The organism is Bradyrhizobium sp. (assembly GCF_004799445.1).
GTDB lineage: Bacteria > Pseudomonadota > Alphaproteobacteria > Rhizobiales > Xanthobacteraceae > Bradyrhizobium.
Window position 1 is genome coordinate 1 of record NZ_SSNA01000231.1, and the last position, 20,582, is coordinate 20,582.

Consider the following 20,582-nt stretch of genomic DNA (forward strand, 5'->3'; position numbering starts at 1 on the left):
GCAATATTCGGTCGCCGTGGCGCTATGATGTGGTGGCCTACCACGCGTTCCATTTGGAAAATCTGCGATGGCCTACGACTTTCCACTGCCACTCGCCGGCGGCTGTTAACCTCGTTCATCGGTGTGCTGCGGTTAGCCTTTGATAACCATTGTCCTCTATTTCAACCTAGGATAGACGCGATGTGCTACTACCCGGCGTCGCTTCTTTGTCATAACGCATGCACCGGAGCGGGGTCCGCTGCGCATGGGACCGCCGATAATGCGTCTTGGAGCGATCGGAGAGCGGCGACCAGGATCGCCAGATGTCGATGCGGTGCGTTCTCTTTCCCGAATCTCATCGGAATACGTAGTCGCGACTAGCCGGATCGTTCTTGCACTCGCTGCAACAATTTGTGTCGCCTCGATCAGCCATGCGCAGTCCGGACAACCGAAGCGCATTGCAGCGATCTTGCCAGATATCGCGATGCTCATTCATGGACCTAGCGGCGAGGATTCATACAAATTGACGAGCACAGGGGATGATACTGTGACGCTCGAGGAGTTTGGCGATCGACGCATGCCTCTTGAGATACGTCAGATTCCAGACAAGAAATGCGTCTTTGTCGCCACAAGCCAAGAAAAGGATGGGTTCGATGTAGTGCAATTGGACTTTACGAAATTCGACGGGACATATCAGCTTTGGGAAGCTTGCGGCGGGCCGGCATCCGCTCCTCCCGAAAATCGGTGCACCTACTCTCTTCATTTCAGTTCGCAGAAGCAGGCGTTTTGTCACTACCGGTTTTCAAAACTGGACTTTGACTTGAATAAGATTCCGTTTCCTGATGGTGCCTGCAGCTCCTACGCGCTCGGTGCGCGAGGAAAGAAGTTCTATACCAAGTACATCGATGCTTATGAGCGTATTAAGGAGCAATGTGGGGGTGGCCAATGACACAAGCGCGGGACGCGCATCTTATATGAGCCCCGTTCCATGATCGATAAGGCAGGGTTGGTCTCGGGTATTACGGTGCCAGTCCAGTGCACTTAATTGATTGAGATGGTGAGATGCGTGGTCAACGGATACAACTCGACGGCCTGCATCGGGAGAACGGCAGGTTTCGGCCTCAATCGCGTATTTCGAACTGGCGCGCCCGAAGAGATTCGAACTCCTGACCCCCAAGACTCGTAGCCTGGGGCAAGATGCGAACGTCCGCCTTGGGGGCTTTTGGGGATAGCGGCGAAGGAGCCCCGGTTTGGCGACACAGGTGATGTTGAGCGCGCGCCCGTCGAGCCGTGATTCAAAGCTCCCGAACCGGAGCTTCGAATCATGCCATGCTACCTCACCTCTATCCTGGCCTGGTCCGCGACTTCCTTCCAGAGCGCGCTGTCCTGCTTGATGAAACTGGCAAAGGCCTCCGGCGAACTGCCGACGATCTGGATCGCCTGCTTTTCCAGCAGCGCCCTGGTGTCCGGGTCGTTCAATGCCTTGAGGATCTCCGCGCTGAGTCTGGCGACGATGGCAGGCGGCGTATGGGCCGGCGCCAGGATTCCGTGCCACGCGATGGCATCGAAGCCGGGATAACCGCTCTCGGCAATCGTCGGCACGCTAGGTGCCACCGGCGAGCGATCCTTGCTGGTCACCGCCAGCGCGACCAGGGCGCCGGATTTCACATATTGGAGCGCCGAAATCGGGTCGGAAAACACCATCTGCACCTGGCCGGCGAGCAGGTCGGTCACCGCAAGCGCAGTGCCGCGATAGGGGATATGCGTCATCTTGATTCCGGCCTTGCCGGCGAACAGCTCGGTGACCAGATGGTTGGAGGAACCAACGCCCGTGGTGCCGTAGTTCAGTGCGCCGGGCTTGCTCCTGGCGAGTGTGACGAACTCTTTCAGCGTCTTCACGCCCAGCGAAGAATTGACGACCATGACGTAGGGATAGGTGGTTGTGAGGGAGACCGGGACAAAATCCTTCACCGGGTCGTACGGCAGATCCTTGTAGACGGCCGGGTTGATCGATATCGGACCGGATTGTCCCAGCAACAGCGTATAGCCGTCCGGCTCGGATTTTTTCACGAACTCGGCGCCGATGATCGCTCCGCCACCGCCGCGATTCTCGACCACAATGGATTGTCCGAGCGCCTTGCCGACGCGCGAGGCAATGACGCGCGCGGTTGAATCGGCGGAGCCACCGGCGGAAAAGGGCACGATCAGATGGATCGGATGTGACGGATATTCGTCAGCACGCGAATGATTGGCAGCGAGGACGGCAGCAAATACAAGGGAGAACGCAAGGTACTTGGCAAGATACTTGGAACGGATTGTCATGGTATTGGCCATTTCAGATTGATCGCTCGTCCGCGGCACCATCGAGCGTTTTCGAGCGAAGCGTGCCCTCGGACTTGATCCGGGGGTGGGTGCCGGTTCGCGTCAAGAAAACGCGTCAAAACAAAACACTGGAGCACCGGTTCTGATTCAACCAGAACCGGTGCTCCAGGGCAAATTTTCCTGTCTGGTCCGCCGAACGCGCGGTTGTGCTTTTTCACCGCCGCAGCGATGCTGCGGCCAAATTTCAAGTGAGGATGACCATGTTGCACAAACCCGGCGTGACCGAGGGCCTTGCCCAGCGCGTTGTTGCAACGCGGTGGGACGACATCCCCGCGCAGGTGCGGCATCAGGCCAAGCGTTCCCTGATGAATTTTTTCGCCGTCAGCCTTGCCGGCTGCCGCTCCTCGCCGATCGAGATCGCGCTGCGCTCGCTTGCCGGGTTCTCCGGTGGCCGGCAGGTGACGGTGGTCGGGCGCCGCGAGCGCATCGATGCGCTGAGTGCGGCTTTCCTCAATGCCGCCAGCGCCAATGTCGATGACTTCTGCGACACCCATGTCCGCACGGTGATCCATCCGACTGCGCCGGTGGCGGCGGCACTGCTGGCATTTGCCGAATGGCGGCAGGCGAGCGGTCCCGATCTGCTGCTCGCCCTTGTCCTCGGCAATGAGGTCGAAGCCCGCATTGGGCTGGCGATCTCGCCGAGCCATTACGCCAGGGGCTGGCACATCACCTCGACCTGCGGCGTGTTCGGCGCCGCCGCCGGCAGCGGCAGGCTGGCGGCGCTAAGCGAGCGCCAGATGGTGTGGGCGCTTGGCGCCGCGGCCACGCAATCGGCGGGGCTATGCGAGTGTCTGGGCACGCCGGCGAAAAGCATCAGCGTCGGCAACGCGGCGCGGAACGGATTGTGGTCGGCGCTGCTGGCGGAGCAGGGATTTGAAGGGCCGCCGGAGCCGCTGGCGGGTGTCCAGGGTTTCTATCACGCTCTCGCTGAAACGCCCGATTTGTCGCATGTCAGCGATGGCTGGGGCGAAAAGTGGGAGATCATGGCGACCTCCTACAAGCCATATCCGTGCGGCTTCGTGATCCATCCCGTGCTCGATTGCGTGCTGGATTGGCGAGCCGACCATCCGACTGCCGATGTCAGGCGCGTCGTGGTGCGCGGCCATCCGCTGCTCGCCGTCCGAACCGACCGGCCGAATATATCGACCGGGCGCGAGGCGCAGGTGAGCGTGCAGCACGCGGTCGCCGCCGCCCTGGTCACCGGGCAGGCCGGGCTCGAGCAGTTTACCGACGCCTGCGTGCGCGATCCGAACGTACAGGCGCTGCGGAGCAAGGTGGCAGTCGAGCGCGACGAGAGCTTTTCCACCATCGCGGCGGCAGTCGAGATCACCACCGCCGACGGCAAGGTTCACACATTGAAGCAAGCCGCAGCGCGCGGCAGCGACGCCAATCCGCTTTCAGACAAGGATCTTGAAGGCAAGCTGCGGACGGCGGCGGCCGGCTGGGATCCGCACTATGACGCGACACCGTTGATCGACGCGATCTGGACGCTCGATCGGAACGCGGACGTCGGCAAACTGACATCGCTGGCGGTGCCGCGATAGAGCATGATTCGGACCCGCAGGGCCGGGTTAGCGCAAAGTGGGAACCGGCGTTCTCTCGCGACAAACGCCGAGCGTGCTGTGATCATGTTCAAACGGGGGGATGGGATCATGATCCGATTCAATCTGATCGGAATATGATCTAGGGCGCGAACTCACAAATTCAGTGGTCGGCAGACGTCCGCTTTGCTGCGCATTCCGGACTCAAGTCGGATATTGCGGTACTTCCGAAAAGTGCCAAAACCGGAAGTCGCTAGCCTACTCGATGACCTCGTCAGCCCGGGTCAGCAGGATTGGCCGCACGGTAACGCCGAGCGTCGCGGCGGTTTTGAGGTTGATCGCAAGCTCGAACCTTGTCGGCTGCATCACGGGCAGGTCGGAGGGCTTTTCACCCTTGAGAACTCGGCCGGTATAAATACCCGCCCGGCGATAGGAGTCGGTCAGGCTTGTTCCGTAGCTGAGCAGACCGCCGAGAGCGACGTTTTCGCGCCACGCATAGGCTGCCGGAATCTTGAAGCGTGAGGCCAGTGCGACAATCTTTTGGCGCCAGCTGTCGAAGAACGATTCGCCCGCGACCGCAAGCCCGTCAGCGCGTAGCGTACCCATTGCCTGAAAGGCCGCGTCCAGTTCTCCGCGCCCAAATTTGGGTCCCCTTTGGAGCCTGAAATCCCCAAGTTTTCGTGAGAGTGACTTCAAAACCTTGGGGGCTTTTACGGCTACTGCTGCTTGGCTGAACGCTGCGGTGTCTTGCGCTGGATTTGGATACTTGCAAACACGCATGTTCCTAATCGGCCCCATCTGCCCAATCCTATTTCCTCACCCAGCCAAGAGCGAGCGAACTATTTCAATTAAAGCGCTGTTGAGGCCTCCGGACGGGGCGAATATTAATGAGACCGTTTCTCAGCGGAGGCCCACAAAGGTCCACACGCGCTGAACCGTATTCGTTGCCGGAGATATTTCCAAAAATTGCATGCCAGTCGTCATTCGGGTTCATGCCGGGGCACCATACCCTCGTTGATTCGGACGCGAAGTCGGCACAGCGTTGTCGACACTGCTTGGCAAGCGCAGTTTGGCGCGCGGGACAGCTCAGGGCTGTTCTTTTGTCCTCCAGCCTGCCTTTATCGTCCTCGAAAAGACAACCGACGAATATCGCGTTTTCGATTAAATCGTTCACGCATTTATTCGTCACCTCTGTGAGCCGTTCTTTAGTCGGATGATACCATATGCACTGACTTACCGCTCCAGCCCCTGGACCGCCCGTTCCTTTAGTTACACCGCCCGGCCCGCCGGACGAGCTCGAAGAACCCCCGGGGCAGGCGAAGGTAGTGCCGCAGCTGTTCTGGATTGGACCTGTAGTCACGCACTGATTGGGAGCGTTTTGCACGCAGCCGTTGGGACAACAGGTGTTTTGCGCATACGCAGGAGATATCAGCGGGTATGCCAACATAAAGATTACCAGCTGAAGATATCGCATGCCGTTTCTCCCTTGTTCTCGTTTACAGCAGATTACACTTCGCTGTGCCCAATCAACCCGGCAGCCTTGAATGCTTTGCTAACACTTTCGGACAAATTGAACACGTTCGGTGGAGCGATAGTTAAATTCGCGTCGCTTCATTGCCGATCATGGCTCCCACGTTGGCGGCCGAGCGTAGGCGATCGTGCGGGGCGGGTTCAAGGGAACCATGTCTCCTGGGGGTCAATTGCGTCGTTCTGACTGCGCGCCGACCATTTCTGGTCTACCCCGATGAGCAGACATGCTCAGCCGTCGCCGGTATGTCTCAAAGGTGCCACAAGAGCCATGCGCCGCAGCAAAAGCTGCATTTGGCTGCGTGCTATTGAGCCGCGCCGTAGCTCACGGGCGGACCGCCGGCGTCTCGATCGGCATCCCGCGTGCGCGTGTCATCAGATAGAGCTCGAGCTCGACCAGTTCCGGCGCGCCGTAGTCGTAATTCTGGGCCCGCATGCCGGTGATGCAGTTGCGCAGGCGGCGCTGCAGCGATCCGAGCGATTGCCATTCCAGCCGGTAGATCGGATAGCCGGTCGGCAGTGCCTGGGTCACGGCGGATCCGGCGAGGTGCTTGTCCCAATTGTCGTCGTGGCAATTGGTGCAGCCGAGATTGAGCTGACCCTGCCGCCGCATAAAGAAGTCGCGCCCCTTGGCGACGAACGGCGCCAGTTCGGCGGTGGCCTCCGGTGCAATCGCGGCGCCGCGGGATTGTTCCGCGACGAAGGCGGTCAATGCGAGCAGGTCGCGGCTTTCAAAGGCGAACGGCGTCGCCTGTTGCTGCCGCGTGCGGCACAGATTGATGCGCTGTTCCAGATTGACCGGGCGTGCAAGCGCCTTGTCGTAGGCAGGGTAGCGCGCCGCCACGCCCTTCATGCTGGCGCGTGCGTCGTTGTGACAATCGGCGCAGGCGTTGCCCGTGGCACCGGCCTTGCTGTTCCACAAGGCTTCGCCGTCGAGCACCCACAGCATGCCGGGATTGGCGGTATCGTCATCCTGGATCGCCTTGGTGTCGGGCGCCATGAAGCTGTAGCCGGACCGGCGCTCGGCTGGCGGGATTTCGGTGGCGGCGAGCGGCGCGATGGCGATGCCGGCCGCGATCAGCAGCGCCACAGCGACTATCGTGCCGGCCGATTTCATTCGACTGAAATGGCGGCCGAGGCGGTTTCGGTAAAACCATTGTCGCCGATCCATTCGAAGTCGAATTTGCCGCTTTCGTTCGCGATCGTGAAAAACGTGACGAACGGGTTGGCCGCGATCGCCGGGAACAGGTCGGCGCGGAAAATCTCGGCGCCGTTGAAGCGGCAGGTGAAGCTGGTGATGATGTCGCGCGGAACCAATTGGCCCGCGGCGGTGTGGCGATAGCCCGTCTCCATGATATGCGACATCAGCGTCTTGATCTCGATGATCTCGCCGCGCTTGGCCTTCTTCGGCACGTTGATCAGTGCGGACGCCATCAGATCACCTCCTCGGTGCAGGCCGCCAGCGTCACCACGACATCGGCGCTGACGGACCAGAAGGAGCCGTCGGACAGCCGCGCGATGGCGATGATCTTCTGACTGTCGGCAAGGCGGATACGGGTGGAAACCTGGGCGCGGCCGGCCTTCGGGCCGAGATAGAAATTGCCGATATTGGGCTGCGGGTTCTTCTCGTTGAAAACGTGGATGCTCTTGACGTAGTCCTCCTCGGTCATCGGGCTCGTAACGCTCACGGTCATCGGCACGGTGTTGCCGTTTTCGACCAGCGGCGGCACGTCGAGCTTGACCTTGCCGGTTTGCACCGTCGCTGTGCCGACGACATTCCTGATCGCGGCCGCCATGGTCTCGGGCGTGGCGCCGGCGGGCCGCAGACTGACGACGGGGACCATCCCGATCGCAGCCGCGCTGCCGGCGAGGCCGAGGAACCGGCGGCGGGTGGAAGCGTGTGACTTGCGCATCGTTGGTCGTGCCTTCCTAGAGCCGGTGGCAATTCTTCGAATTGCCACCGGCTCTATCTTTTGGTTTGCGCATGATCTTTTCGGAAAACCGGTACCCACTTTTCCGGATCATGCTTTATTCGAGCAGCGTTGCAAGATACGCCACGATATCCTCGATCTGTTCGGCCGACAGGATCGGCTTGCCGCGCCATGCCGGAGCCACGCGATCAAGGCCGTCCACACGATAATAGGACGGCATGATCGTTGCGGGATTGAGGCGCGACGCGCTGACCAGCCGCAGCCGAAGCTGGCCTTTCGACCAGCGGCTGCCGGAACCCGAAAGGCTGGGGGCGAGATCGCCCTGAAACTTCTCCTCGGGAAATGGACCGCTGTGGCAAAGAATGCAGGTGCTGGTGCGCTCCAGCACCAGCGCGCGGCCGCGCACCGCGTCGCCCGGCGCACCGGTCAGCGATTCCACAATGGCATCGCCGGTGATGGTATATGGCCGCAATTCCTGCCCGCCGGCCGCGCAGGGCAGCGCCAGCATCGCCGCCGCGAGCCATGGTCCGGCAATGCTGAGTGCTGACCTAGAGCCTTTTCCGTTTCGATTGAATCGAAACGGGGCTCCAGATTCCTGGTTTGACGCGTTTTCTTGACGCGAACCGGTCTCCACTTCGCTTGAAAACGCTCTAGCCAAATGTTTCCACCGTGATCGTCTTGTACCAGGATTGCGCCTGCTCGGCTTCGCGCAGCCGCACCTCGCGCGGCGCATCGACCGGGCTGGTGAAACCGCTGCCTTCAACCTCGGCGAAGATATCGTCCTTTGGCTGATAGATACCCGACAGCGAGAAGGCATAGCCGGGCGCGACGGAATTGTAGCAGGCGCCGTCCAGTTTCGGCATGGCCGGAGCCGCGCCGGATATCAGGCTGGCCACCGCACTGGCGCAGGCCTTGCCCTCGGCGTTGGCGGCTGACGCGGATTTCGGGATGCCGCCGCCGATGCAGGCGTCGCCGATGACGTGGATGTTGGGCACGAGCTTCGAGGTGAACGTGACCGGGTCGATCGGGCACCAGCCGGTATGGTCGACCGCGCCGGCTAGCTGCGCGATGCGACCGGCCTGCTGCGGCGGGATGACGTTGGCGACCTGCGCGTCGTAATTGCCGAAATCGGTGACCAGCGTGTTGGTCGCGGGCTCGATCGAAACAACCCGGCCGCCCTGGGACAGCGAAATCCGCTCGATCATGCCGGGATAGAGTTCCTTCCAGGCATTTTCGAACAGGCGCTGCTGCGGAAAGGTGTCCTTGGCATCGAGAATCAGCACCTTGGAGCGCGGCTTCTTCGCTTTCAGATAATGGGCGATCAGGCTGGCGCGCTCATAGGGCGCGGGCGGACACCGCAACGGCGCCGCGGGCACCGCAAGCGCCACCAGGCCGCCGTCCTCCATGGCCTCGAGTTGCCGGCGCAGCAGCAGAGTCTGCTCGCCCGCCTTCCAGGCATGCGGCATTTTTGCAGCGGTCGCCTCGTCATAGCCGGGCAACGCGTCGAAGCGCAGATCGATGCCGGGGGCGAGCACCAGACGGTCGTAGCCGAGCGAGGTCCCGTCGGCGAGACCGACCGTCCGCGTCTGCGGATCGATCTTGACGGCTTGCTGCGCCATGACGCTCACGCCTTCGGCAGCGATCCGGTCATAGCCGAATTGCTGCGCTTCGATGTCGCGCAATCCCGCGATCACCTCGTTGCTGAACGGACAGGCGGTGAAGGTCCGGTTCGCCTCGACCAGCGTCACCTGCAGTTTGCCGTCGATCCGTCGCAATGCGCGCGCGCAAGCCGCGCCGCCAAATCCGCCGCCGATCACGACGATGCGCGCGGCGGATTGCGCGTGGGACGGACACGGAAAAGCAAACGAAGCCGCCGTCGCCGCGATGCCACGAACGACGTTTCTCCGCGTCATCAGGCGCAGCGCGTCCATGAGCATGATCCGGAAAAGAATGAGCGGCGGCCGAACAGGCCGCCGCTTCGGGTTCAGGCAAAGGTGATGTTTTGATCCCTCAGCGGTACCGAGCGGATGCGTTTTCCCGTTGCCGCGAAATAGGCATTCAGCACGGCAGGGCCGGCGACGCAGATCGTCGGTTCGCCGACGCCGCCCCAGAACCCGCCGCTCGGCATGATGATCGACTCCACCTTCGGCATCTCGGCGATCCGCATCGAATTGTAGTTGTCGAAATTCGATTGTTCGATGCGGCCGTCCTTGACGGTGCACCCGCCATAGAACAGTCCCGAGAGGCCATAGACAAACGAGCCGGCAATCTGGCGCTCGATCTGCGCCGGGTTGACCGCATAGCCTGGATCGGTGGCGGCGACGATGCGATGCACCTTGATCTTGTTGCCGTCGGTGACCGAAATCTCCGCAGCACCGGCCACGTAACTGCCGTAACCCATGTGTTGCGCGAGACCGCGGAAGACGCCTTGCGGCGCGGGTTTGCCCCATTCGATTTTTTCCGCCACCGCGTTGAGCACGGCAAGGTGCTTCGGATTCTTGGCCATCAGCTTGCGCCGGAACTCGAGCGGATCCTGGCCGACCGAATGCGCCAGTTCGTCCATGAAACATTCGAGGTAGATCGCATTCTGGTTGACGTTGACGCCGCGCCAGAATCCCGGCGGGACGTGGGGATTGCGCATCGCATGCTCGATCAGGAGATTGGGGACCGAATATCCGATCGCGGCCTCGCCGGTGGCATTGAGGCCGGCGAAGGTCGCGGGATCCTTGCCGTTGACGAGGGCTTCCGGGCGCAGGCTGAACAGGATGGACTGCCCGGAGATCCGCATATGCAGCGCGGTCAGGTTGTTGTTGGCGTCGAAGGCGCCGGTCATCTTGCATTGCGTGACCGGATGATACGCGCCGTGCTGCATGTCCTCTTCGCGCGACCATAACAGCTTGATCGGGGTGCCCGGCATCTGCTTGGCGATCGCCACCGCCTGCCGGACATAGTCGGTCTGGCCGCGACGGCCGAAACCGCCGCCGAGCATCTGCTTGTGAACGTCGCATTTGTCGGCGGTGAGGCCGGATGCTTCCAGCGTCGCGGCGAACGCGGCTTCGCCGTTCTGGGTGCCGCACCAGACCTCGCATTTGTCCGCGGTATAGAGCGCGGTGGCGTTCAACGGCTCCATCGTGGCGTGGTTCTGGTAGGGATAATTGTAGACCGCCTCGACCTTCTTGGCGGCGCCGGCAAGCGCTGCCTTGGCGTCGCCGTTCTCGTTGCCGATATAGGCCGGCTGCGACGGATCGAAACCTTCCTCAAGCCACTTCGCGATCGACGCGCTCGAGACCTTGACGTTGTCGCCTTCGTCCCAAACGATCGGCAAGGCGTCGAGCGCGGTCTTGGCGTGCCACCAGGTATCGGCGACGACGGCGACGGCGTTGTCGCCGACCTTCACCACCTTCTTGACGCCCTTCATGCCCGTGACCTTGGCTTCGTCGAAGCTTTTCAGCTTGCCGCCGAACACCGGGCAGGCCTTGATCGCGGCATTGAGCATCCCCGGCAGCTTGACGTCGACGCCGTAGATCATCTTGCCGGTGGTCTTGTCGGCGGTATCGAGGCGCTTGACGCCCTTGCCGATCAGTTTCCAGTCCTTCGGGTCCTTCAGCTTGACCTCGGCGGGCGGCTCGATTTTCGCGGCGGCTTCCGCCACCTTGCCGTAGGTTGTGGTGCGTCCCGAAGGGGTGTGGGTGATGACGCTGCTGGCGGCGGTGCATTCCGAGGCCGGCACCTTCCATTCGTTCGCGGCGGCCTGGATCAGCATGACGCGAGCGGTCGCGCCGCCCTTGCGCACATATTCGGTCGAGGTGCGGATGCCGCGGCTGCCGCCGGTCGAGAAGTCGCCCCAGGCGCGTTTGCGGGCCACGCTCTGTCCCGGTGTCGGATATTCGGTCGTGACCTTCGACCAGTCGCATTCGAGTTCTTCGGCGACCAGCTGGGCGAGGCCGGTCAGGGTCCCCTGGCCCATTTCCGATCGCGCAATCCGGATCACGACGGTATCGTCGGGCCGGATCACAACCCAGGCGTTCACCTCGGGCGAGCCGTCGGCGGCGCGCACCACGGTGGGGCCAAAGGGAATATCGAGGCCAAGCGCGAGGCCGGAGCCAACAGCGGCGCTGCCGATGACAAAGGCGCGGCGGTTGAGTGTGGGCATATGGTTCATGGCGATCTCCTCAAGCGTTCGCGACGGCGTGAATCGCTTCGCGCACCTGCTGGAAGGTGCCGCAACGGCAGATATTGGTGATGGCTTCGTCGATGTCCTGGTCGGTCGGCTTCGGCTTCTCCTTGAGAAGCGCCGCCACCGCCATGATCATGCCGCTCTGGCAATAGCCGCATTGCGGGACGTCGTTGGCGATCCAGGCCTTCTGCACCTTGTGCAGGACACCATTATCGGCCAGCCCCTCGATGGTGGTGATTTTCTTGCCGACGGCCTCGCTGACCAGCACGCCGCAGGAGCGCATCGCAACCCCGTCGATGTGGACGGTGCAGGACCCGCATTGTGCAATGCCGCATCCGTATTTCGTGCCGGTCAGGCCAACATTCTCGCGAATTGCCCAAAGAAGCGGCGTATCCGGCTCGACATCGATGTCGAACGATTTTCCATTGATTGTGAGGTTGGCCATCGCGATCCCCTGGTTAATCCAATCCATCGATTGGACTTGGGCGCGAATTTGGACCGGAACCCGCAACAGTTCAAATCAATAATCCGCGTTTGCAGAGCGGAATAATTCCGCTAGGGAGGCCCCTTGTTTTGCGCTATTGCCGCGGGCCGGCCTGCGGCCACCTGCACGGCGCCGGCGTATCACGATTTAGACGGTCATCTTGTGGTTGACCGCAATCCTAGGGCGAGGAATTCATCATGCGCATCGTCGTGCTGCCGGGCGACGGCATCGGGCCGGAGATCGCCGCCGCCACCTCCGCGGTCCTGCGCGCCGCCTCCGAGCGTTTCCAGCTCAACGTTGCGATCGAGGAGCACGCGGTGGGCCATGACAGCCTGCGGCTTTTCGGCGCCACGGTAAGGCCGGGGCTGCTGGAAATCGTGCGGGCGGCCGACGGTCTGATCCTCGGTCCAACCGCCACCTTTGATTTCAAGGACGAGCAAAGCGGGGAAATCAACCCGTCCAAATTCTTCCGGAAAAGCCTCGATCTGTTTGCCAATGTCCGCCCGGCGCGAACCTATCCGGGATTGCACAACCGCTTCGGCGCCTTCGACCTGGTCGTGGTGCGCGAGAATACCGAAGGCTTCTACTCCGATCGCAACATGGAGCAGGGCAACGGCGAATTGCTGGTCACCCCCGATGTCGCGATCTCGCTGCGCCGCGTCACCCGGCACTGCTGCGAGCGAATCGCCAAAGCGGCGTGTCAGCTCGCCATGCGGCGAAGCAAGCGCCTCACCATCGTGCACAAGGCCAATGTGCTGAAGATCGGCGATGGCATGTTTCTCGATATCTGCCGCGCCACCGCAGGGGAATTCCCCGGCCTCGCCGTCGATGACATCCTGGTCGATGCCATGATGGCCCATGTGGTGCGCCAGCCGGATCGGTTCGACGTCATCGTGTCGACCAACATGTTCGGAGACATCCTCTCTGACCTCACCGCCGAGCTGTCGGGCAGCCTCGGCCTTGGCGGTTCGCTCAATGTCGGCGCCAGCCACGCCATGGCGCAGGCCGCGCACGGCTCCGCGCCCGACATCGCCGGGCGCGACGTCGCCAATCCGTTCTCCCTGATCCTATCGATGGCGCTGCTGCTGGCTTGGCATGGCGAGCGCTCGGGCGCCGCGCGGTTCGAGTCTGCGGCCCGCGCGATCGAAAACGCCGTGGCGGCCGCGATTGGGGGCGGCCGGGCGACCAGGGACGTCGGCGGCCAACTCGGCACCGCCGCGACCGGTCAGGCCATCGTGGACATTCTGGCCTCCAACGATAACAGGCCGGTGTGAGTGTCCGACCTCACGACAGTCATTCCGGGGCGATGCGAAGCATCGAACCCGGAATCTCGAGATTCCCCGATGCGCAATTGCGCATCTGAGGTCTGGTGCTGCGCACCATCCCGGAATGACAGTCTTGGAGTAGACGGCGCGCTTGCGTTGCGGCAAGGTGAAGCCAGCTTTTAAAAAAACAAGAAATTTGGGGAGAATGCGATGTCGAAGCACCATTCGTTGGGATCAACAGGCGTGAATCGCCGGGCGCTGCTTTCCGGCACCGCCGCCCTTCTCGCGTCGCCTTTCGTGCTTTCTTCGGCAAGGGCGGAGGCCGCGCCGGTCAATGTCGGCGTCATCATGCCGCTGTCGGGACCGAATGCCCAGTTTGGCATCAATTCGCGCAATGGCATCGAACTCGTCGCCGACGAGATCAATACGGCCGGCGGCATCGCCGAACTCGGCGGCGCCAAGATCAATCTGGTCGTGGCGGATGCGACCTCGACGCCGACCACGGCCGGGACGGTGGCGCAAAGGCTCATCACCCAGCAGGACATGACCGCCGTGCTGGGGGCTTTCGTCTCCTCGCTGACGATTGCGATCTCGGAAGTCACCGAGCGGCGCGACATTCCGCTTCTGACGATGTCGTTCGCCGATCAGATCACCGGGCGCGGCTACAAGAACATCTTCCAGGTGGTCGCCAAGGCCTCCGTGATCGGCAAGGCGCAGTTCGAATACACCGCCGCCATCGCCCAGGCCGCCGGCGCCAAGATCGAGAAGATCGCCATCATGTATGAGGACACCGCCTACGGCACGGCCCAGGCCAACGGCCTGCGGGCAGGGGCCAAGGCGGCCAATGTCGAGGTGGTGATGGATGACGCCTATCCTCTGGGGATCACCGACACCACGCCCCTGATCAACAAGTTGCGCGGATCGGGGGCGCAGGCCGTATTCCCGGTCTCCTATCTCAACGACAGCCTCCTGATCATCCGCACCATGCGCCAGCAGAAGCTCACCATTCCGGCGATCGGGGGTGCTGCCGGCTATGTGATTCCGGATTTCGAAAAGGGGCTCGGCGAATTCGCCGAGAACGTGCTGTCGATCGATACCTCGAACTACGATCTGGCGCCGCAGCTGACCGAGCGGTTCCGCAAGCGTTTCGGATATTTCATGGTGCATGAAGCGCTCGAGCACGCGGTCTGCCTTGAGGTGCTGGTGCAGGCGATCAGGAAGGCAAAATCGGCCAAGGCCGAGGACGTCGCCGCCGCGCTTCGCGGCGCCAAATTCACCGGCGGCTGGATCAACGGCATGACCGGCGGCGCGGTCCAATTCGACCAGACCGGATTGAACGTGCTGTCGGTGCCGCTGATGGTGCAGTGGCGGGCTAAGGACATCGTCACCGTCTGGCCAAAGGACATCGCCAAGAGCGCGCCGGTCTGGCGATCCTGAGCGGCGCGGTGTGAATTGAGGTGTCGTTTCTCCAGGCCATTCTCGACGGGCTCCTGATCGGCGGCGTCTATGCGGTGATCTCGATCGGGCTGACGCTGGTCTATGGCGTGATGGGCATCGTCAACTTCGCGCAGGCCGAGTTTCTCACCATCGGCATGTTCACCGCCTGGTTTGCCTGGGCGTTTCTCGGGCTCGACCCGGTTCTCGCCGCGCCATTGTCGTTCGCGGTTGCGTTTGCGATCGGCTGGGTAGTGCAGGGGCAATTGATCGCGCGGGTTCTCTCGGCGCCCTCGGTCGCCCAGATATTTCTCACGGTCGGGCTTTTGATCGTGATCGAGAACGGAACGCTGCTGCTGTTCGGCTCGCAGTTTCGTTCGGTCACGACATCCTACCAGACCATATCGCTGTCGCTCGGTCCGCTGTTCATCAGCATTCCCTATCTGATCGCCTTTGCGATGTCGCTGGCCTGCGGCGTCGCGCTGTGGTGGTTCATGCGCGCGAGCTGGTTCGGCCGCGCGATGCGGGCGACGGCGCAAAATCCTGCCGCCGCGCGCTTGATGGGAATCGATACCGCGCTGATGTACAAGATGGCTTTTGCACTCGGCGTCGGCCTGACCGCCTTCGGCGGCGCCGTCATCCTGCCCTATGTGACAGTCTATCCCGGTGTCGGTGGCCAGTTCGTGGTGCTGATGTTCACCGTCGTCGTATTGGGCGGACTCGGCAGCGTCGCCGGCGCCGTCGTCGGCGGACTTTCGGTCGGCGTCATCCAGTCGCTCTCGTCGCTGTTCTTTCCCATTCAATTGCAGAACCTGGTGCTGTTCATCGTCTTCATCCTGGTGCTGGCGGTGCGCCCGCAAGGCCTGGTCGGGGCCAGCCGATGAAACGCTGGCTTGCGCTCGCCGCCGTGATCGTCGCCGTGGCACTGCTGCCGCTGTTGCTCGATCCGCGCGGCTACTGGATCCGCGTCTTCACCTTCACGCTGTTGTTCGCCGCCATGGCGCAGGCCTGGAATATCGTCGGCGGCCTCGCCAACCAGACCTCGCTCGGGCACGCCGCATTCTTCGGCATCGGCGCCTATACCTCCACCGTGCTGCTGCTCAAATTCGGCATCAGCCCGTGGCTCGGCATGCTGGCCGGCGGCGCGCTCGGTGGGCTGGCGGCGCTGGTCATCGCGATTCCGACCATGCGGCTGCAGGGGCATTATTTCGCGCTGGCGACGCTCGCCTTCGGCGAGGTGATGCGGGTGATTGCCAATGTCTGGACCTCGTTGACCGGCGGCCCCGGCGGATTATCGGTGCCGTTCGTGCCGCCGAGTCTGGCCGCCTATTCGTTCAAGCTGTTGCGGCCGCACGCCTACATCGCGCTGGCCGCGCTGGTGGTGGTGACGGCGATTTTCGAAATCATCCGGCGGGGCGCGATGGGATACCGGTTGCGCGCGATCAAGCAGAACCCGGCTGCCGCCGAAGTCATCGGCGTCGACACGACGCGGGTCAAGCTGCAGGCCGCGGTGATCTCGGGCGCGCTGATCGCGATGCTCGGCACGCTCTATGCCCAGGTCGCGGTGTTCTTCGACCCCGATACGGTGTTCGGCATCGCGAGTATCTCTATCCGTATCGCCTTAATCGCGATCATCGGCGGGGTCGGAACCGCGGCGGGGCCGATCCTTGGGGCGTTCTTCATCATTCCGCTGGAAGAGGTCATGAACGACCTGTTGTCGTCGCGCGCGGCCGGGCTGTCGCAGCTCGTCTTCGGCGTCATCCTGATATCAGTCATCCTGTGGCGGCCGCGTGGCTTCATCACCGTCTTCGATTCCTTGCGGGCGCGGCTGTCGCGATCGGGGGCGTCATGACGATGCTCGATGTCCGCAAGGTGTCGCGCCGGTTCGGCGGCCTGCAGGCGCTGTCGGAGGTGACGTTCTCCGTCAACCAGGGCGAGATCGTCGGCGTGATCGGCCCGAACGGCGCCGGCAAGACCACCTTGTTCAGCACCCTGGTGGGACTGATTCGTCCCGACGCCGGCACCGTGACGCTCGATGGCAAGAATCTCGCGGGCCTGAAGCCGCACACCGTCGCAGGCCTCGGGATGACCAAGACGTTCCAGAACGTCGCCCTGTTTGGCGAGAGTTCGGTGCTGGATAACGTGCTGACCGCGGGTCTCTTGCGCCATGGCGTCGATGCAGCGCGGAGCGAGGCGCTCCATTGCCTGGACCGTGTCGGCCTGCGCGCCGTGGCGCACAAGGAGGCCGGCAACCTGTCGTTTCCGGAACGCGCCCGGGTCGAGCTGGCGCGGGCGCTGTGCACCGCGCCCAAGGTTTTGTTGCTCGACGAAGTCATGGCGGCGCTAAACCCTGCCGAGATGCGGGAGATCATGCAGTTGATCCGCTCGCTGCGCGACGACGGCGTCACGCTGCTCGTGGTCGAGCACCACATGCGCGCGATCATGAATGTCTGCGATCGCATTCTGGTTCTCAACTTCGGCCGGTTGCTGGCCGATGGCACGCCGGGGCAGGTGGCGAGCGATCCGCAGGTGATCGAGGCCTATCTGGGCCGGCCGGCCGAGGCGGCGCGCCGATGAGTTCGCCACTGCTCGACATCACGCAATTGCGCGCCAGCTATGGCGAGGCCGAGGTGCTGCACGGCATCGATCTCTCGGTGTCGCAACGCGAGTTCGTCTGCATCATCGGCGCCAACACCGCGGGCAAGAGCACGATCCTGCGTTCGATCTCGCGGCTGGTGCCGAAGTCGAGCGGCAGCATGCGCTTCGGCGGCGTCGATCTCGCGGCATTGGCGGCGCATCAAATCCCGGCGCTCGGTATCGCCCATGTTCCCGAAGGCCGCCAGATCTTCCCCGACATGACGGTGGAAGAGAACCTCTTGCTGGGCGCGTTCACCGCCCGCAACGCTCGTGACCTGCCGGCGCGGATCGCGGACGTGTTCGAGCTGTTTCCACGCTTGCGTGAGCGCTACCGACAGCTCGCCGGAACGCTGTCGGGCGGCGAGCAGCAGATGGTCGCGGTCGGCCGCGCCTTGATGCTGCGGCCCAAGCTGTTGCTGCTCGACGAGCCCAGCCACGGCCTCGCGCCAAAGGTCGTGGAGGAAATGCACCAGGCGTTCAAGACCATCCACGAGCGAGGCACCTCGATCCTGCTGGTCGAGCAGAACGTCGAACTCGCGCTCGATGTGGCCAGCCGCGGCTACGTCCTCGAAGCCGGCGTTGTCACGCTGGCGGGAACAGCCGCCGAGCTTCATGCCAACCCGGCGGTGGTCACGGCGTATCTGGGGTTGTAGCGGGGAGAGTGGTTTTGGTGAGCGATTCATATGCAAGCCGATATCTTCAATCGGCAAAACCGTACAACCGGCATTTCCGAAATTACCCTCTAACCGGACACACCGCGGACATGCCAAAAACGACGCTTATGACCCTGGACGGGCATTGGCCCTAGCCGAAGTCCGCCTCGGTATGCTTTCATAAACTAGGCTGAGGTTTTCATTTTTGAGGTTTTCTTGACCGGAAATAGCGTGGAGCGGCGGCTGGCGGCTGAGTGAATGATACCTTCTCATGGTTAGCCGCGATGTCGTCTTAACGAGCGAGATGGTTGCAACTGAGCTGCGCAATAGAGGGAACACTGATGATGAATGCGACTCCGCAGATCGTCATTATAGGCGGGGGTATCGGCGGTAGCGCGTTGGCCACCGTTCTTGCCCGGTACGACATCGACGTAGTGATCCTAGAACGTGAAACAAGTTATCCGGACCGCGTTCGTGGAGAATTCATCGCCCCATGGGGGGTTGCCGAATTCAAACGACTTGGACTTCTCAGTCTGCTCTACCAGCATGGTGCACTCCACACAAAACGCAATGTTCCGTACGATGAGAATTGGTCGCCAGAACAGGCGGAACAGCGGGCACTTGATCTAACCAAACTCCATCCCGACGCACCAGGGCCGCTCTGCATCGGGCATCCGGTGATGTGTAGTATTTTCGCTGATGCAGCCATATCCGCAGGCGCGGTCGTCTTGAAAGGCGTCAAAGATATCGTATGCCTTCACGGTAGCTCACCAGTTGTCTCATTTTTGCATGACGGTCAAAAAATAGAATTGAAGCCGCAATTGGTTGTCGGGGCGGACGGTCGTAACTCGACAGTCCGGAAGCAACTCGGTTTTTCAACAGAAGCCGATGAACCTCATAATCTAATTGGCGGTATGTTAGTTGCAGACGTGCCGGATTGGCCGCGCGATGTGCAGGCGATCGGCACAGAGAATAGATTGCATTATCTCATTTTTCCGCAAGGAAAAGATTTGGTCCGGCTATATGCTTGTTACGACTTCATGGACAAATCAAGGTTCGCGGGACCTGACAAAAAGGAGCAACTGCTTCAGGCGTTTCAGATGAAATGTTTACCCCTGGCAGATGCAATTACTGCGGGGACGCCTGTGGGACCTTTTAATTCTTATTCCAATGAGGACCACTGGGTCGATAACCCGACCGCCCCGGGCGTAGTACTCATTGGAGACGCCGCCGGTCACAATGATCCAGTGATAGGTCAGGGCGTATCAATCACCGCGAGAGATGTTCGACTGGTGAGTGAAATTTTATTGGCTGGCAAACAGGGGTGGGAACAGAACGATTTTGCTCCGTATGTTAACGAACGCCGGGAAAGAATGCGCCGCTTGAGAATTGTAGGTCGGTTAGCGGCGCAGGTCAGAGTTGAGTTTGGGCCAGAAGCCCGCAAGCGCCGATCAAGAGTTAGTCAACGTTTTGCTGAGGGATATCTCTCGCCGCTTCCCGCCACGCTCGTTGGTCCAGAGCGGCTTCCGGCCGAAGCTTACCTGCCGGAAACCATCGCGAGGCTGATAGCTTAATGGAAATTTCTGATGGCCAAACCGAACGGAAGGATGCGCCTGGAAAGTTGCGCAAAAGCCTATTGTGTCAGTTTTTGAGATGCATCTTGCTCAAATGAACCATCACCGACTCAAGCTAATTGCAGAACGGGCTGCGGATGCAGGTGGCCATCCAAGGAACCGGATCGCTGGTGCTGTTGTGTCATGGCTCCCCGAACTGTGGATCCAGCGAGAGCGCGCATCGGTTGTCAACGACCTATTAATCGCATTCTTCAACAGTCTGTAGCGCGAAGTCGAATAAAGAGTGTTTTGCTGGGCGCGCGAGTCCGGTATTGGCAGATAGTGTTGCAAAAGGCGTTTTGCAGAAGGTGTCAAAAATTCTGAGGGCCGCAGGCGCGGTTTTCGTGTAGAGATCTGAGGGACCTCATCGCCTCACGCTAAACTCATAGGCGACTTCGGTAACGCGACTGAGGTTATACGAATCGTTGATCGCTTCGCGTTTTAAGGTTTCACCGAAAATTCGGACCGACGCAAACTTTCGACTTTTGCAACAGTATCGGCACTTTTCGGACCTCACGCGATGTCCGACTTGAGTCCGGAATGCGCACCAAAGCGGACGTCCGCCGACCAGTCTGAATTTACGGGTTCACGCCCCAGGCAGCCTAAACGCTAGAGATAACACAATGCCGCCTTCACAATAGCGACGATCAACGGCGTTGCCCGGTCCGAGGGCCGTGAAATCCAAGTCCTGGCGCTTTGCGCCTAAAATCGAATTTGTTGAAGCAATTCAAGCTGATTTGCCCTGTCCAGTCCCATTTGAGAAATATTCTGATTTTCCGAAAACGCAAATCACCGCTATATTCCCCGCCGTCCCGCCTCACAGAGGGGCGGCTCGCGATCGTCACGGACGCGAGGCGGGATGCGGTGGACGCAGGTGGCGCTTCTGACGAGGGCGCTTGGCTTGCGGACGGCGAAGTCGTGTGGTCCTGACGCCTCGGTGCCGGCGTCAAACTGGCGGA

18 protein-coding genes are annotated in these 20,582 nt (G+C 61.6%); 9 read left to right on the top strand and 9 right to left on the bottom strand.

The features are described 5' to 3' along the window. Nucleotides 1–259 precede the first annotated feature (259 nt). A complete protein-coding gene (locus E8A46_RS29565; protein WP_291568697.1) occupies nt 260–928 on the top strand; it encodes a hypothetical protein in 669 nt (222 codons plus the stop codon). Nucleotides 929–1,311: 383 nt separating this feature from the next. Here the strand turns inward: E8A46_RS29565 and E8A46_RS29570 are convergent, their stop codons facing one another. Beyond that, a complete protein-coding gene (locus E8A46_RS29570; RefSeq protein WP_291568699.1) occupies nt 1,312–2,301 on the bottom strand; it encodes a tripartite tricarboxylate transporter substrate binding protein in 990 nt (329 codons plus the stop codon). A gap of 260 nt (nt 2,302–2,561) precedes the next feature. Between E8A46_RS29570 and E8A46_RS29575 the strand changes: the two genes are divergently transcribed. Continuing rightward, nucleotides 2,562–3,905: an MmgE/PrpD family protein gene (locus E8A46_RS29575; RefSeq protein WP_291568700.1), complete on the top strand. Its 1,344-nt coding sequence runs from the start codon at nt 2,562–2,564 to the stop codon at nt 3,903–3,905. Nucleotides 3,906–4,160: 255 nt separating this feature from the next. Here E8A46_RS29575 and E8A46_RS29580 read toward each other — a convergent pair whose 3' ends face one another. From E8A46_RS29580 to E8A46_RS29615, 8 genes are all read right to left on the bottom strand, one after another. Next, complete coding sequence (locus tag E8A46_RS29580; RefSeq protein WP_291568702.1) at nt 4,161–4,508, bottom strand: ABC transporter substrate binding protein; 348 nt, start codon at nt 4,506–4,508, stop codon at nt 4,161–4,163. A 1,246-nt stretch (nt 4,509–5,754) separates the two neighbouring features. Beyond that, nucleotides 5,755–6,546, bottom strand: a complete 792-nt coding sequence (gene soxA / locus E8A46_RS29585; protein WP_291568704.1) for a sulfur oxidation c-type cytochrome SoxA — start codon at nt 6,544–6,546, stop codon at nt 5,755–5,757. After that, entirely contained in the window at nt 6,543–6,863 is a 321-nt protein-coding gene (gene soxZ, locus E8A46_RS29590) for a thiosulfate oxidation carrier complex protein SoxZ (protein ID WP_291568706.1), read from the bottom strand. The genes soxA and soxZ overlap by 4 nt, the downstream gene beginning before the upstream one ends. Next, the gene (locus tag E8A46_RS29595) at nt 6,863–7,342 is read right to left on the bottom strand and encodes a SoxY-related AACIE arm protein (protein ID WP_291568708.1); all 480 of its coding nucleotides are present in this window, start codon (nt 7,340–7,342) and stop codon (nt 6,863–6,865) included. The genes soxZ and E8A46_RS29595 overlap by 1 nt, the downstream gene beginning before the upstream one ends. A 115-nt stretch (nt 7,343–7,457) precedes the next feature. Beyond that, nucleotides 7,458–7,868 carry a sulfur oxidation c-type cytochrome SoxX gene (soxX, locus tag E8A46_RS29600; protein ID WP_291568710.1) on the bottom strand — a complete coding sequence of 137 codons (411 nt, stop codon included), beginning with the start codon at nt 7,866–7,868 and terminating at the stop codon, nt 7,458–7,460. 142 nt (nt 7,869–8,010) lie between these two features. Then, nucleotides 8,011–9,291, bottom strand: coding sequence for an NAD(P)/FAD-dependent oxidoreductase (locus E8A46_RS29605; RefSeq protein WP_291568712.1), 1,281 nt, complete (start codon nt 9,289–9,291; stop codon nt 8,011–8,013). 53 nt (nt 9,292–9,344) lie between these two features. After that, nucleotides 9,345–11,522 carry a molybdopterin cofactor-binding domain-containing protein gene (locus E8A46_RS29610; RefSeq protein ID WP_291568713.1) on the bottom strand — a complete coding sequence of 726 codons (2,178 nt, stop codon included), beginning with the start codon at nt 11,520–11,522 and terminating at the stop codon, nt 9,345–9,347. A gap of 10 nt (nt 11,523–11,532) precedes the next feature. After that, the gene (locus E8A46_RS29615; RefSeq protein WP_291568714.1) at nt 11,533–11,982 is read right to left on the bottom strand and encodes a (2Fe-2S)-binding protein; all 450 of its coding nucleotides are present in this window, start codon (nt 11,980–11,982) and stop codon (nt 11,533–11,535) included. A 236-nt stretch (nt 11,983–12,218) separates the two neighbouring features. Between E8A46_RS29615 and E8A46_RS29620 the strand changes: the two genes are divergently transcribed. From E8A46_RS29620 to E8A46_RS29650, 7 genes are all read left to right on the top strand, one after another. Beyond that, nucleotides 12,219–13,295 carry an isocitrate/isopropylmalate family dehydrogenase gene (locus E8A46_RS29620; RefSeq protein ID WP_291568716.1) on the top strand — a complete coding sequence of 359 codons (1,077 nt, stop codon included), beginning with the start codon at nt 12,219–12,221 and terminating at the stop codon, nt 13,293–13,295. Between the two features lie 201 nt (nt 13,296–13,496). Continuing rightward, the gene (locus E8A46_RS29625; RefSeq protein ID WP_291568718.1) at nt 13,497–14,723 is read left to right on the top strand and encodes an ABC transporter substrate-binding protein; all 1,227 of its coding nucleotides are present in this window, start codon (nt 13,497–13,499) and stop codon (nt 14,721–14,723) included. Nucleotides 14,724–14,743: 20 nt separating this feature from the next. Next, nucleotides 14,744–15,604 (top strand): branched-chain amino acid ABC transporter permease, encoded by an 861-nt coding sequence (locus tag E8A46_RS29630; protein ID WP_291568720.1) that lies wholly within the window; start codon nt 14,744–14,746, stop codon nt 15,602–15,604. Next, nucleotides 15,601–16,572 (top strand): branched-chain amino acid ABC transporter permease, encoded by a 972-nt coding sequence (locus E8A46_RS29635; protein WP_291568722.1) that lies wholly within the window; start codon nt 15,601–15,603, stop codon nt 16,570–16,572. Before E8A46_RS29630 ends, E8A46_RS29635 begins: the two co-directional genes overlap by 4 nt. Continuing rightward, a complete protein-coding gene (locus tag E8A46_RS29640; RefSeq protein WP_291568724.1) occupies nt 16,569–17,297 on the top strand; it encodes an ABC transporter ATP-binding protein in 729 nt (242 codons plus the stop codon). The genes E8A46_RS29635 and E8A46_RS29640 overlap by 4 nt, the downstream gene beginning before the upstream one ends. Continuing rightward, on the top strand, nt 17,294–18,010 hold the full coding sequence (locus E8A46_RS29645) for an ABC transporter ATP-binding protein (protein ID WP_363252851.1): 717 nt from the start codon (nt 17,294–17,296) through the stop codon (nt 18,008–18,010). Before E8A46_RS29640 ends, E8A46_RS29645 begins: the two co-directional genes overlap by 4 nt. 341 nt (nt 18,011–18,351) lie before the next feature. Then, nucleotides 18,352–19,584, top strand: a complete 1,233-nt coding sequence (locus tag E8A46_RS29650) for an FAD-dependent monooxygenase (RefSeq protein ID WP_291568726.1) — start codon at nt 18,352–18,354, stop codon at nt 19,582–19,584. The last annotated feature ends 998 nt before the right edge of the window (nt 19,585–20,582 follow it).

Bases quoted from the DNA above. Each gene is read 5' to 3' on its own strand.
- E8A46_RS29635 (WP_291568722.1), top strand. From the start codon at position 15,601: ATGAAACGCTGGCTTGCGCTCGCCGCCGTGATCGTCGCCGTGGCACTG.
- E8A46_RS29610 (WP_291568713.1), bottom strand. From the start codon at position 11,522: ATGAACCATATGCCCACACTCAACCGCCGCGCCTTTGTCATCGGCAGC.
- E8A46_RS29575 (WP_291568700.1), top strand. From the start codon at position 2,562: ATGTTGCACAAACCCGGCGTGACCGAGGGCCTTGCCCAGCGCGTTGTT.
- E8A46_RS29580 (WP_291568702.1), bottom strand. From the start codon at position 4,508: ATGGGTACGCTACGCGCTGACGGGCTTGCGGTCGCGGGCGAATCGTTC.
- soxA (WP_291568704.1), bottom strand. From the start codon at position 6,546: ATGAAATCGGCCGGCACGATAGTCGCTGTGGCGCTGCTGATCGCGGCC.
- E8A46_RS29645 (WP_363252851.1), top strand. From the start codon at position 17,294: ATGAGTTCGCCACTGCTCGACATCACGCAATTGCGCGCCAGCTATGGC.
- E8A46_RS29620 (WP_291568716.1), top strand. From the start codon at position 12,219: ATGCGCATCGTCGTGCTGCCGGGCGACGGCATCGGGCCGGAGATCGCC.
- E8A46_RS29615 (WP_291568714.1), bottom strand. From the start codon at position 11,982: ATGGCCAACCTCACAATCAATGGAAAATCGTTCGACATCGATGTCGAG.
- E8A46_RS29625 (WP_291568718.1), top strand. From the start codon at position 13,497: ATGTCGAAGCACCATTCGTTGGGATCAACAGGCGTGAATCGCCGGGCG.
- E8A46_RS29605 (WP_291568712.1), bottom strand. From the start codon at position 9,291: ATGGACGCGCTGCGCCTGATGACGCGGAGAAACGTCGTTCGTGGCATC.
- E8A46_RS29570 (WP_291568699.1), bottom strand. From the start codon at position 2,301: ATGACAATCCGTTCCAAGTATCTTGCCAAGTACCTTGCGTTCTCCCTT.
- E8A46_RS29595 (WP_291568708.1), bottom strand. From the start codon at position 7,342: ATGCGCAAGTCACACGCTTCCACCCGCCGCCGGTTCCTCGGCCTCGCC.
- E8A46_RS29565 (WP_291568697.1), top strand. From the start codon at position 260: ATGCGTCTTGGAGCGATCGGAGAGCGGCGACCAGGATCGCCAGATGTC.
- E8A46_RS29640 (WP_291568724.1), top strand. From the start codon at position 16,569: ATGACGATGCTCGATGTCCGCAAGGTGTCGCGCCGGTTCGGCGGCCTG.
- E8A46_RS29650 (WP_291568726.1), top strand. From the start codon at position 18,352: ATGATGAATGCGACTCCGCAGATCGTCATTATAGGCGGGGGTATCGGC.
- soxX (WP_291568710.1), bottom strand. From the start codon at position 7,868: ATGCTGGCGCTGCCCTGCGCGGCCGGCGGGCAGGAATTGCGGCCATAT.
- soxZ (WP_291568706.1), bottom strand. From the start codon at position 6,863: ATGGCGTCCGCACTGATCAACGTGCCGAAGAAGGCCAAGCGCGGCGAG.